We start from the raw sequence: 12,822 nt of genomic DNA on the forward strand, positions 1-12,822 counted from the left end.
GTCAATCGCCAAGGCCGTCCTCACCCTGGAGTTGCAACGCTGAAGAAGCTCAGTCAGAAAAATAAGAACAAGCCAAGATCTGGGCTAGCTCGACGTATCGCAAAACCATTCCGAACCGCATAAAAGATCGAATCCAGCCACTGACGCAAGGGGCAAATTGCACTAATCGGCAGATCCTCAAGGTCGAAAAATGATCTATATCCCTATTGTCCGCGCCCCTCGGGTGTTGATGGTGAGTAGAAAATGACCTTGCATGGAGAAGTTACCGCGACCTAACCTTCATGCGTCAATTCGGTTGCTGCGTAAGGAGTTTGGTATGCACTCTCCCATCGAGGAAACTGCAAAGACGGAAATGAGCGCTGCGCACCCCGGTGCCGAGAAGCGCGATGCTCCGATCTTCGAGATCGAGGTGTCCGAGGTCGAGCCGGCGCAGATCATGCCCATGCAGGGCTGTATCCGCTAGGCGACTGCTACGCGGGTAACGGCGGTGGGTCGGTGCTGTCTCGGTGCTGACCCATCGCCTTTCCCTCACTCCTTCTATATCTGAGATATGGCCAGAGAATGCAACACAAAACGCCCTCCTCGGTGCCTATCGTGCGGGCAGCACAAGCCCATGATGCGCGCGTGGTGGCCGAAATCCAGATTGTCACTTGGCGGCAAGCCTATGCTGACATCCTTCCTGCGGAAAAACTGCACTCTTTAGACGTTGACAAGGCCACCGAATTTTGGAGAGGTCAAATAGCCTCTTCGGTAGCCGCAGGCACGCAGCTCCTGGTGACAGAGTCCGGCAACCAGGTCGTGGGGTTCTCATCCTTTGGGCCGGCTCGGGACGACGATCTCAAGTGTCAACGCGTCATGGAGCTCTATGCTTTGTACGTCCGCCCCTCGTTTTGGGGTACGGGGGCAGGGTGCACGCTAATGTCTGCAACCAACCAGTCTTGGTCTCAGAGCGGAGTGGTAGAGGCGACCCTCTGGGTTCTCCAGCGGAACGAACGCGCGCGCGCATTTTACGAAAGGTTCGGCTGGCGAATTGATGAGCGAATCCAGCCCACGGGAGCGAATTCTGCAGAATTAGAGATCCGCTACCGGAACCAGCCGGATAACGCCTAAGAATCCCGGGCGGCCTGACTTCCGAATCTCTGACCCTCAAGGCTGCTCATTGAGATGGAGACGCACTTTGCTACTTGATCAGCAGAATTCGGACCAGTCAACCCATGTGTATCTGAGTGGACAGACCTCCCGTACGCTCGCGGCGCATCCTGAGTGGATGCTCTTGTGTGATGCTGTTCGCGACGGTGCCGTCCATAGCGAAATTCTTGGACACCTTACGCTCATCCGGTCGCATCTCGCCAGTGCAGGAATACGCGAGGACCTGCTCGACGGCATTGCGACAGGTCTGTGTGGAGGCACTTGGGACAATGCGGTAGAGGCGTTTACGCGCTCTCGCGGCGCACGCGTGAACTTCTATCTCGGCCCCATGCGTGCAGAAGAGAGCGGTCCGTCGGGGATGGGACTCTTCTTGCTTGAGCAGCGTACTCACGCTGCGCAGAACGTTGCCATGCTGGAACAGGCGACGGGCTGGATCGGTAAGGCCATGTTCGGGGCTCCTTGCTCCTTCATGGGCCGAGTTGTGGAGTTCTATGACATAACCGCAGCGGTGGGCCCATTCGCAGAGGCCGGGGCTAAGGCTATCGCCCTTTTCACTCCGTTCTACTTCGACGGATGGACGGATGCTGCGCGTCACCGCGAGAACCGAAGGTCCTTGATCCTCCACAACCTTATTCGCGCCCGATTCGACGTCTTAACTGTTCCCTTCCTCGACAGGCTGCGCATCGACTCCCGTCATTCGATGCTTTGTGGTGCTTCAGACGACCAAATCGATGATGCTTTCATTCTGTGGCTCACCCTGCACGAAATGATGCACTCCAGCGGTCCTATGCCACTTTTCGCTGAGCCGGGCTACAAGCTCGACCTTGGTATGGACTACGGACCGATCGAGGAAATGCGCACGGACATGAGCGCATTCATTGCCCTGGGGCTCATGGAAGGGGAGTTAGGGGAGCGGACAAGGCTGGCACAGGAACTCATTCTGGCCGAGAGGCTGTTGCGGTCGGTGCGAGTCGGAAACGCGCTGGATCCCCTGGCGAACGGTATCGGGAAGTCGCTCGATGGAGAACACGGTTGCCTCTGGGCTGCCACGCTTCATGCGTCAGGTGCCCTCCGGCTTGGTGCCGGGCAGATAGATATCGACTGGGACGGCGCACAGGCCGCGGTTCGCAAGATTCTCGGCGCCGTTTATGCAGGGGAGTCGGCCGCTCGCGCTTCCCGCGATACGCCCAGGGAACTCAGGAATCAGGCAGCAGACCTCCGTAACAGGCTGTTCGTCGGTAAGGGTAAAAGCTACAGCCTTCCTTCAGCACTAGAGGACCACTACAGCAAGGTCCGTGGCCGGGAGCGCATTGTTATGACGTTCCAGGACTGCTGAAGACTTCGACCGCTACCTCAGGCAAGGAAGCAGTGCGTTGAAAGTTCGTTGTGCGCTTGATCTCCAGTTACGCAGCGTTGCCGGCGATGTCTACTTGAGAAGTCCTCGGGAGGCACGCTCGTTCAGCGCCGGCACGCTCAGTAACGTGTACCTGATGAAGTTTCTGGGTGAACTCCAGGAGTGGACCTTCGTCGACGTAGCGGCGGAGCGGATAGCCGCGTTAACGGGAGTTCCATTGATGGCTGCAAGGACAGAGGTAGATCGCCTCATATCAACGGCTATTCTGGTCAGCGACGAATCCGGTGAGCAGCGTGACCTGTTCTCTGGCAAGGCGTTGTGGGATGAGTATCGATGGTCTGATGCATTTTCCTATCACGCGTCCACCGACGCCATACCCCGCATCGACTACGGTCAGCGGGACGGCCTTCGGCAAGATGTAGCCTTGATGCGCGAATACGCAGATGCAGAGGCCCCGCCATCAATCTACATGCCAGCAGTCTCAACGCGCGTCACGCCACTTCCGGAACCAGGACGGACACTGGGCGTTTCAGTCACGGATGCGCTGGAAGAAATCCCCCATGGAACCTTCGGGGCCACCGCTCCGCTGGACATGTTCACCCTTTCACGCATCCTATGGTTCGGCTTCGGTCAAACCGGAACCAAGAAGCTGCCGGTGACTGGCGAACACATCACCAAAGTCAGCCCTTCTGGCGGAAGCCGACATCCCACGGAAGCTTATGTCTTTGCTTTGGATATAGCAGGTCTCGCCCGAGGCGTGTACCACTATGGCGTGAAGAATCACGAACTTGAGCACGTCCAAGACGACCTGGACGAGGCGTGGGTTGCTGCGAACATCATCAAAGTTCCACGCTGGCGCATTGCCGCACCAGCGGCTGTAATTGTGCTGACCTCGCGTGTCCAGGTCAGTATGTATCGCTATCGCGAGAGCAATTCCTATCGCGTCATGCACTATGACGCAGGGCATGTACTCGAAACCGCCTCGCTCGTCTCAAATTTGCTCGGCCAGAAAAACTTCCGAGCGTTTTCCATGAATGAGCGAGAAGTGGCCGATGTGCTGAGAAATGACAAACTCATGAATCCGGTAATGTCGTTCATGGCTATCGGTTGGGAGGGTTGACTTCTATGAAGATGTATCGCCTAAATGACTTCATGCGAGTTCGCCTTGGAGATCCGGTAATCTGCGATCTCCTCCTGGAGCGGAAGTCCGTTAAGGTACCGGATACCCGCGTTTTGTCTCTGCTCGGACGAGTGCAGCGTCCCATGGATGAGCTTGAACTGGCCAAGGTATGCGCCGAAGTGTTCGACTGCGACCTTGCGGCGGCGGAGAAATTCTCGGCCAAGCTCATCGCCGCTGGGGTTCTACAGGACGCAGACCTTGAACACGAACTGATGCCCGAGGTCCGTGAATGGAAAAGGTATGGCTGGCTGGACGCTCTGGTCCTTCATTGCCGCTCAGAAGGGCAGAATTACTGTGACGTCGTAGATGCGGCAGATCCGCACGATCCCGACGATGTTCTGCGGGAGCGAATCGGCAGGCACGGCATACCGACCTTCTGGAAGCAGATCGAAACTGATCAGGTGGTCATCCTTCCCGAGCCGCAGGCGTACCCCGAGCGCGATCTGGGAGACGTCCTGCTTTCGCGCCGCACCCATATTCCGTGGTCAGGACAGACCATGAATGTTGCACAATTGAGCCGAATCCTGATCGACGCCAACAAACCGCTCGTGGCAATGAGGCGGCGAGCCGAAGAGGAGTACACAGCACGGCCATCCGCCTTGCTTGAGAATGCCTACGCCGACTTGGAAACGTACGTCGTTGCATTTGACGTCGACGGAGTATCGCCAGGAATCTACCACTACGACCCGGCCGGACACCGTCTCTCGCTGGTCCGCGCGGGGAACCTCCGGGAGGATGTCCGCACTGCCTTCACGGGTCAGGAACGGGCCGGCAGTGGCTCATGTGCTTTGATCCTGTCGGCGGTATGGGAACGGCACATGTTGCGCTACGAGGGCGACCCGCGCGCCTACCGCACCCTGCTGACCCTGGTCGGTCAGTTCGCCCAGCGCTATCTCATCGCCCTGACGGCCTTTGGCTTCACGACGTTCCCGACCCCTGCGCATCAGCCGGTTCTCGCCGACGACCTGATCGGGACCCACCGGTTTGAGGAGTCAAGCCTCTACCTCGTTGCTGCGGGATAACGGGGCTATGGAGAACCCAACTGCTTATTACCTGCAGGCCGCTCTGACATTCCACCAGCAGTCCACCTACGGGAACTATCCGGAACCGAGGCCGGCCGACCTGTGGGGCGACACAGCGACAGTCAACAAGGAGCAGTCCCTGGCCGCTCCGGCGAGCGGCCGCCCGGTCGATGCCGAGCACCTGGACCGAATCTGGCGCGCGCGTCGCTCACGCCGTACACGATCCACACGGCTCATCCGGAAAACCCTGGTTGAGGCCCTGACCAGTGCCATGGCTCCGTCTTCCGCCGGCCTACGCCCCTACCCCAGTGCTGGCGGCTGCTACTCAGCCTCCGCTTACTGCTACGTGAGCGACGTACAAGGATTAGAGCCTGGGGCGTACCGCTTCGACCCGTCTGAGGGGTCCCTGCTACCTATTCTCTTGGCAGACCGCGAGTCCCAGGTCTCGCCAGACGCTCCGGAGCTCCTGCGGACGACCGTACTACGCGCGGACACTGTGCAGGCAGTCTTGTTCCTCGTAGCGGACATGCACGGAATCGGCGCGCGCTACGGGGAACGCGGTTACCGGTACGCGCTGATCGAAGCTGGGCACCTGGCTCAGAACCTGGCGCTGGCTTTTGACACCCGAGGGGTTTCCCACTGCCCCGTCGGAGGGTTCTTCGACGATGTGGCACGGAGTCTGTTCGCCCTGCCAGATGCGCTCCATCTTCCGCTCTACGCAATGGCTCTCGCGTGACGTCCACAGATGCTCTCCCTCAACTGTCGCTTCCGGTAACCAATTGCCGCTCCTGCGGTGTGTTGTGGGCAGCAGAGGCAGGCCCGCTCGTGACCGCAAACACTGATCCGTCTCACACCTTTGTCCTGCACCCCGATTGTTGGGAACATCCCCGTTGTGACGGGCTGTGGCAGGGCCTGGACTTCGAGTCGAATGGACCAAACGTTCACGCTCCGTATGGCCCCTTGCTCCTGCAGCAGGTGGATGGGGATCCAAGCACCGGGGAGTGGTCATCAGCCGTTCTTGTGACGGTTCCCTGCGGGACCAGAGGGTTTGCCGCCGTGGTAGGTGGCGGGATGGCCGCGACTCCAAAGGATGCTCTGACTCTGGGTTGGATCGAAGCGCTCGAGCGACGCTGTACGTTCCGGCGCCCGCGGGAACGCCTCATTCTTGCAACGCAGCCCCCAGGCCCTGCCACATCTGGAACCGTGACCGTGGGGGCCCCTACCTGGTGGACCATGGCGCACGAATTGGACGGGATGCCCACTTGGCTGCCATTCCAGGAGGCCGTCCTCGCTTCACAGTGGCGAGGCGCATCAGCTATCACCACGGACTCGACGGGTATGTCCGCACACACGTCCAAGGAGCGTGCCGTATTCCATGGACTCCGCGAATGGGTGGAGCGCTCGGCATTGCACCAGTGGTGGACACAGCGAGGCAGCAGATGCTCTATCCACACTGACATCACTTCTGATCTTCTAAAACGGTCGCCTCTTGCGCTGCCGCACAGTGATTGCGAGGTGTGGCACTTGCGTCGCGGTAACTGGCACGTAGCAGGATGTCTTATCTTCACCGAACACGGGGAGCGTCTCACTGCCGCATTCGGTGGTGGCGCGGGGGTAACTGTCGATAGCGCTGTTCACTCCGCCTGGCGAGAAGCCTTCCAGATGCATACCGCTCCCCGGCCAGTAGCATCACAGGAGGGACGCGTGCGCTTCGATCCTCCCAACGGCCACAACCCGGTGGGCGAGAACTTCCGGGCTCGATTCCTTGAGACGTTCCCATCCCGCTCCGACTGCGGAGAGATCGAAACGGCACCTATTGAGGAACGGGGCACGGAATCTCTCGTCGAGGCTGTGGACGGTCGTGCTGTCACAGTGGACTGCGGGGATGAACTGACCGACGCCCTCGGCCTTCACGTACTGAGAGTGGTCTGCCCCGAACTGCCGAGATTCACACCAGACACTCGAGCCCCGAGCGGGCTAACCCCTGTGTTCCTGGGAGGCTGAAGTGACTGCCTCTGCTCGGACATGGACCGTGTCATCCACTGCCGCCTTGCTGCACCACACAAGCGGATGGCTCCTCGATGATCCCTTGCAAGGTGCCGCACGTGAGCTGGGTTTCGGCAACGAGACGCTGTGGGACTTCTTGCGCGGCCTGGTTGAGTTGAGGACCGTTACCGCCGAAATGGCGATGGATGCAGCTATGGCTGCGGGTGTACCAGAAGCAGCAGCAGACCGCTGTGTGGAGTCTTTCCAGCGCACGGGGATTCTGGTACCGACTGCGTCCAGCCCGTCCCTTCATCCGGAAGCACCGGTCCTGCATGCCTGGCGCTTGGCGAATCTTGCCTTGCCGGCGGACTACAGGGATCCGGACACCCTGATCGGTGATGTCCAGCAGATGGAGAACTTTGCCGCTGCTGAGGTTCCTCCTCCCGTCGCTACCCAATGGCCCACCGGATTGCGCAGGATCCTTCTTGCGCATCCCATTCACGATGCGCCCAACCGTCCACACTACGCCTTGGGCAGTGTGCTCTATTACAGCAATGCGATCCTTCGATCAGCAGAGCTTGGTCCGCTGCCTCGCAGCCTCCGAGTCCCTCCCTCATTCGGTGCAGGTCACCCGTTCGATCTCACCGTCACCATGGACTCCCGGCATGTCGGTATGCCTGTCACATTCGCATATGATCCGCTGACTCACGCGCTGATCCAAATTTCTACTGAATTCGATGTCTCTGTACCGCCCGGGCACGCGCTGATAGCTGTCCACCTCGCGATACGTCGTGTGCAGTGGCGGTATCGGGCGAGCACTGCCTACCCGACGGTGTTCCTCGATCTAGGCCACCTTCTGGAAGTCATGGAGACAGCGGCCGAGAGCCTCGATCTTGTCGTAACCGAGGCAGCCCCCCCGGAGCAGGGTCCTATCGCGGATCAAGCACCTAGCCTTGGGCCGATACTCGCCCTCCGGAGCCTGCGAATGACTGGAGAGAAAAAGGAAGCGGGGGAACATGGCGACTGAGCCTCTAACACCTCTGGTGACTGTCGCTCTGCAGGCGCTGCAGAAGCGCCTGCGACATCCCACGGCGGACGGCCTGGCCGAACTCGCATGGTTGAGGCGAGTTGCCGGCAAGTGGCTGAGCCCGTCCACGGCCGAGGCCGTGCAGCATGCTCTGAAGCGTGGCGACTGGTCACTGGTCGCGGACGATGCCTGTCGTACAGCCGCCACCGTACGAGGGCCGTCCATCATCGTGGTTCCCCACGTACAAAATGGACGTACGGTGGGCCAGTTGCTCTTTACGGATCACTGGGATTCGGGTCACACTGCAGTCACCCAGGCGCTGGATAGTTTGCAACATGCCGTGTCGCGGCTGTACGGCTACCAAACGGAGCAACAGTGCGCGCTGATCGTCGCACGCAGACTACTTAATCCAGACCCCTGCACTGCGGTTGATGTCTTGGGTCAGATTCGTCTACCCCTGCCGCCCGGATCGGCTACATTCGGGGACTGCCATGTCACCGTTATGGTCGATCCGACAGGTCAATTTCCGGAACCTGCAGCACACCTTAGCCCTCATGAACAGGCCGCACAATCCGTTATGTGGTCCACACTGGCTAGCGCGCTCGCCCGCGAAGGGCCCCTGCATCCGAAGAGAATCGCAAGCCGTCGCGCCACTACTGATCAACGTGATCTAGCTGGCGCCTTTACGGGTGTCCTTGGTGGCTTTATATATATGCGAAGAATTTTGGGCGTCGATGGCCTGATCGACACACTAAACTCTCCTCATGCTGATTCGATTGAAGTAACCCCCCTATCCAAAGTACTGAGCCGATGGACGAAAGCCGCCAGCGACCGTTCAAATAGCGTAGATGAGGATTCTCTGCTCCATAGTGCACACGAGTTGCTCGCAACCGGGGTGGCTCATTTAATGACAGAAAGGCCGGACCCTTTTGGAGACTTCGTGAAGTGGTTCCGTAGTGCCGATGTCGGTTAGGGGAGGGCGGGAAGAGTAATGTCCGCGATTGTAATGAACGACGTCCGTCGCGAATTCGACGTCGCCACAGGGTCGGTCTGGCGAATGAACCGCAGAATACGAAAATTCGAGGCACTCCGAGGTGTAACTCTCAACGTAGCGAGGGGTGAGTTGTTCGGTCTACTCGGCCCCAATGGGGCTGGCAAGACTACCACGATCAAAATCCTTACCACATTGCTAGTGCCGACAAGCGGTGAAGTCTATCTCAACGGCCTTGATGCCGTACGAAGCCCTCACCAAGTTCGCAGCCGCATCGGCTACGTCTTTGGAGGCGATAAAGGACTTTACGACCGACTCAGCGCTCGTGACAATCTACGGTATTTTTCTAACCTTTACCGGATCTCTCCCGTGGAGCAGCGTAAACGGATCAACGAGCTCCTCGAAATGATGAATCTCTTAGATCGCCAAAACGATCGCGTAGAGACATTTTCTCGGGGAATGAAACAACGGCTTCATATCGCCCGCGGCCTTCTCCACGACCCGGACATCATCTACTTGGATGAGCCGACAAATGGGCTCGATCCGTTGGCGGCACGCGATGTTCGCGCCATTGTGCGGAATTTGAAGAACTCGGGTAAGACGATCCTTCTCACGACGCACTACATGTTCGAGGCAGAAGATCTGTGTGACCGCCTGGCGGTGATCGCTGACGGGCGCATCATCGCTGAAGGGACCAGTAAGGAACTTGGCGCTCTCGCGAATGCTGGTTCTGTCGTCCGTGCGGAGATAATTGGAGGCGCCCAGGCTCTCTGTCGGAATCTCGAAGACCGCATCGACGTCGTTAACTGCCACCTGGAGCCGCTCGGCGATCGGGAATTGCTGACCATCCGTTTTGCGGCGCACGCGGGAATCGAGGTGCCTCGACTGGTTCGCGAGGCCGTGGCAGCGGATAACGGAGCACAACTACTGGACCTTCAGCTCCGTGAGCCGACTCTTGAGGACAAGTACGTCACGCTCGTGAGTCAGTCTCGCGACAAGGAAAGCGCATGACCAATCTTTCCGCCGACTGGAAGCTGTTCTCCTCCAACGTTCGTTTCTACCTGCTGCACCTTTCACGGTCTCCGATTGAGCTCACCATCACCTTCCTGCTACCCCTTTTCTTCGCCACCGTCGCTCACCTGATCGGAGAAGCCGGATCGGGTCGACTGACATCCCTTGAGATAACGCTGGGGGCAGGTCTCATGGGCATGTGGACCACTGTCATGTACGGAGCAGGTGGTTTGATCAAGGAACAGCGACGCCTTGGGCTGCTCGAGCTCTTATTGGCTGCACCGGGACGTTTCCCCGTGACGATCATGTCGATGACTGTTGCGGTTTCCCTGTTGGGGTTCGAGGCTATGCTCGGCACGGTTGCCTGGGGGTACTTTCTATTTGACGCGCGTATAGAGGGCCCCATTTTGCCTGCCCTGGCTGTAACCGTCGTACTCTGCGTCCTTGCCATGAGCGTTGTGGGATTCGTAGTTGCTGCTGTTTTCGTCGAGGTGCGTAAGGCAGAAAGTGTCGCCGAAGCCGTCGTGGCTCCTCTCTGGTTGCTTTCAGGTGTGTTGATCCCGGTCTCCGCCCTGCCCGGCCCTGCACAGGTCCTCAGTCAGCTTTTACCCGTCACCTTCGCGGCAGAAGCCTTAAGGGCTGCCACGCACAGCATTTGGGACGTGCATGCCATCGGGGCCTGCCTCGCTCTTAGCCTTCTATACGCGACACTCGGGTGGATCGGTGTCAACGCTGCGGCCCGTTCCTCTCGATCTCGAGGGGGCATGCACCTGTGGTAAGCCAGGACAGTCCCGCCGAGCCGAGCCGATTTCCTTGGGCCGCAACTATCGATTTCCGACGTCTATTTATGACCAACTTTCTGTCATTCCGTGCCCTTTTTAACTGGTCGAGGCCAAGTGACTTCTTCCTGGCATTCGTCTTCGCGCCTGCATTCGATCTTCTGTTCTATAGTTTCTTCGGGCGCTTTCTGAGTGTTGAGAACGAGGAATTTTACCTGAGTGGTGGCGTCACGCTCGCCACGTGCTTACCTGCGCTTTCTGGCGGAGTTATGTCAGTGACAAGCGAGCGCTATTACGGCACTCTAGAAGCATTTCTTATCAGCCCCGGCGCCTTCGGTGCAGGGCTCATCCTTCGCCCTCTACCATATGCGCTGTTTGGGGCCGTGGCTGGGTTTCTCACCCTGCCCGTCGGCGTGGTCCTTCTCGGTGTAAATATTTCGGGGGATGCGCTGCCTTTTCTGCTGGCATGCCTGCTGTGTGGAGCCCTATCCAGTGCTGCCCTCGGCATGCTTCTCGGTGTTCTTGCTCTCTACGTGCGAGACGTCTTCATCGTCATCAACCTCGCTGTCTGGTTCCTGTCGCTGGCGTTGGGTCTCTTTGTTCCTCCCTCTGCTTATCCGTCATGGCTGACGACTGTCGCACATTGGATTCCGGGATACCACGCCCTCGGTGCGGCTCGAAGTGTCATGGAAGGAAATGATCCACTCATTGAAAACCTTGCGATTGAGGTAATTCGTGCCGCGATCCTGATCGGTGTAGGCGTATGCGCGATCATTTACTACCGTCGACAGGTGCGTCACGGACGCACTACCAGCCTAGGCTGACACGGCCTAGGAATGGACTAGAGTCACACGAAAGGCTTGCGTGATACGTCCAGCATTTCCGGAGGCTGTCAAGTTCAAACGACGAGTCGCACGAGATAGCGTCCCGTGAAGTGGTGTAGCTGATCGGGGCCCGCGAACGCCCGAGTATTTGGCCGGGGCGTGTATCCGCTGGTCGTGAGTGCCCCCTGACCAAGGGGCAGGCCATCGCGCAAGTGTCCCTGGTGAACGGGTCATTCGACCGGAGGAGTTGACGATGCTTGCACCCTCCGCATTACCAGCACCCACAACATCGCCGCCGCACTCCGCGCCAATTCCCGCAACCCGAAACGCCTGCTCGCCCGACTCGGCCTCACATGATCACGAGCCGGGCATCACGCGACTACGCCGAGCCCTGAGGTACGAGCAGCTTTGGGCTGTGAATTCATCAGCTGCCGCCGGCGACAAGAAAGGGCCGGACGTCCAAGCGGCCGGTGTCGAACTCGTTTGCGTCCACTGCGCCTTCCATGCGGTTGGCCAGCGTCGTGAGGATGTCCAGTAATGGGCGGTGTCTTCGGTGTGCCTTGGCGTAGCGCAAGTTTCGGAGGACCTGGTGGATCTCCTCCACGTTGCCGCCTTGAGCGACCCATGGTGCGAATTGCCGTTCTCCTTGGGTGATGTGGCACCAGAGGTAGGTGGACGCGGCTGACTGTTCCCACTCTGTGTACTTTTCATAGCCCAACCGGGGAGGCGGCAGGGAGCAAGAGATCGCCTCCCACTCTGGATCCGTGAGTTGCCAGTTGTGCATGCGATCCCGCCTTCTCTGGTAGTTGACGAGGTGCTCCGCTGCTTCGAGTTCCGCGATCAGCCCAGCGAGAGCTTCACCGAAGAGGTCTGAGTTCTTGATGTTCTCCAGCCAGCGGTTGAGGCCGAACATTGCGCCAGTCGCAAAGTGACGGCGGTGCTGGCGGAAGAAGTCGGGTGCGCTGCTCGCGGGCTGGCCGGTTGCCTCTTGGTAGAGGCGGACGGAGATGGCTCGACAGAAGACACGTGGCTGCATGCCGGTGATGTCCAGGTGCCGGAAATGCCGGTCGAACCAGCTCTGGGGGATCCGGGCGGGGATGTGCTCGGGTCCGTAGTTTCGTCTGCGGGCGATCGAATGCCGTCGGGCCGGTCTGGTTGGTTTGAAGAGGATCAGGGGTTCAAGTGCGAGGCGGAGCTGTGCCTGGAAGGGCGGTTCCGTCATGAGGTAGTTGCGGCCCCAGGCCGACTTCCAGCCCTGGCCTGCAGCGATCGGCTCGAGAAGGGCGGTGGCGTCATCCACGGTGTGCTGGTCGGTGATGCGTACCGCGGCTTCGAGGAGCCCTGCGCAGGCATGCGCGTCGAGCGGCGGGGCGTCGTGCTCTGGGAACTCTTGCTTGCGGCTGGACGTGTTGTGGGCCCGTTGCCTGCGCTCGTCGACGACGGCACTGAGCTTCTTCGATGTGGCCACCGACCGGGTGACGGTCCGTGAGGCGCAACGA

The 12,822-nt window shown here is 59.3% G+C and carries 13 protein-coding genes; 12 read left to right on the forward strand and 1 reads right to left on the reverse strand.

From position 1 onward, the window contains the following. Window positions 1-316 precede the first annotated feature (316 nt). From IE275_RS45090 to IE275_RS45145, 12 genes are all read left to right on the forward strand, one after another. Window positions 317-463 (forward strand): hypothetical protein, encoded by a 147-nt coding sequence (locus IE275_RS45090; RefSeq protein ID WP_189718515.1) that lies wholly within the window; start codon window positions 317-319, stop codon window positions 461-463. A gap of 98 nt (window positions 464-561) precedes the next feature. Next, the gene (locus IE275_RS45095) at window positions 562-1,110 is read left to right on the forward strand and encodes a GNAT family N-acetyltransferase (protein WP_189718516.1); all 549 of its coding nucleotides are present in this window, start codon (window positions 562-564) and stop codon (window positions 1,108-1,110) included. A 157-nt stretch (window positions 1,111-1,267) separates the two neighbouring features. Beyond that, window positions 1,268-2,485, forward strand: coding sequence for a DUF6421 family protein (locus tag IE275_RS45100; RefSeq protein WP_189718517.1), 1,218 nt, complete (start codon window positions 1,268-1,270; stop codon window positions 2,483-2,485). A gap of 154 nt (window positions 2,486-2,639) precedes the next feature. After that, window positions 2,640-3,623 carry a SagB/ThcOx family dehydrogenase gene (locus IE275_RS45105; RefSeq protein ID WP_229871431.1) on the forward strand — a complete coding sequence of 328 codons (984 nt, stop codon included), beginning with the start codon at window positions 2,640-2,642 and terminating at the stop codon, window positions 3,621-3,623. Between the two features lie 143 nt (window positions 3,624-3,766). Then, window positions 3,767-4,705, forward strand: coding sequence for a SagB/ThcOx family dehydrogenase (locus tag IE275_RS45110; RefSeq protein WP_189718519.1), 939 nt, complete (start codon window positions 3,767-3,769; stop codon window positions 4,703-4,705). 7 nt (window positions 4,706-4,712) lie between these two features. Further along, window positions 4,713-5,441 carry a SagB/ThcOx family dehydrogenase gene (locus IE275_RS47500; RefSeq protein ID WP_189718520.1) on the forward strand — a complete coding sequence of 243 codons (729 nt, stop codon included), beginning with the start codon at window positions 4,713-4,715 and terminating at the stop codon, window positions 5,439-5,441. A gap of 335 nt (window positions 5,442-5,776) precedes the next feature. Next, the gene (locus tag IE275_RS47505) at window positions 5,777-6,709 is read left to right on the forward strand and encodes a YcaO-like family protein (protein WP_373299399.1); all 933 of its coding nucleotides are present in this window, start codon (window positions 5,777-5,779) and stop codon (window positions 6,707-6,709) included. Between the two features lie 46 nt (window positions 6,710-6,755). Continuing rightward, a complete protein-coding gene (locus IE275_RS45125) occupies window positions 6,756-7,718 on the forward strand; it encodes a nitroreductase family protein (protein ID WP_189718522.1) in 963 nt (320 codons plus the stop codon). Next, window positions 7,708-8,691 (forward strand): hypothetical protein, encoded by a 984-nt coding sequence (locus IE275_RS45130; protein ID WP_189718523.1) that lies wholly within the window; start codon window positions 7,708-7,710, stop codon window positions 8,689-8,691. Before IE275_RS45125 ends, IE275_RS45130 begins: the two co-directional genes overlap by 11 nt. 18 nt (window positions 8,692-8,709) lie before the next feature. Continuing rightward, window positions 8,710-9,720 carry an ABC transporter ATP-binding protein gene (locus IE275_RS45135; protein ID WP_189718524.1) on the forward strand — a complete coding sequence of 337 codons (1,011 nt, stop codon included), beginning with the start codon at window positions 8,710-8,712 and terminating at the stop codon, window positions 9,718-9,720. After that, a complete protein-coding gene (locus tag IE275_RS45140) occupies window positions 9,717-10,499 on the forward strand; it encodes an ABC transporter permease (protein WP_189718525.1) in 783 nt (260 codons plus the stop codon). Before IE275_RS45135 ends, IE275_RS45140 begins: the two co-directional genes overlap by 4 nt. A gap of 68 nt (window positions 10,500-10,567) precedes the next feature. Continuing rightward, window positions 10,568-11,323 carry an ABC transporter permease gene (locus IE275_RS45145; protein WP_189718526.1) on the forward strand — a complete coding sequence of 252 codons (756 nt, stop codon included), beginning with the start codon at window positions 10,568-10,570 and terminating at the stop codon, window positions 11,321-11,323. 424 nt (window positions 11,324-11,747) lie between these two features. Here the strand turns inward: IE275_RS45145 and IE275_RS45150 are convergent. Beyond that, a partial coding sequence (locus IE275_RS45150; RefSeq protein WP_229871430.1) for a hypothetical protein occupies window positions 11,748-12,822 on the reverse strand: 1,075 nt, incomplete at its 5' end.

The organism is Streptomyces phaeofaciens, from assembly GCF_014648915.1.
Taxonomy (GTDB): Bacteria; Actinomycetota; Actinomycetes; order Streptomycetales; family Streptomycetaceae; genus Streptomyces; species Streptomyces phaeofaciens.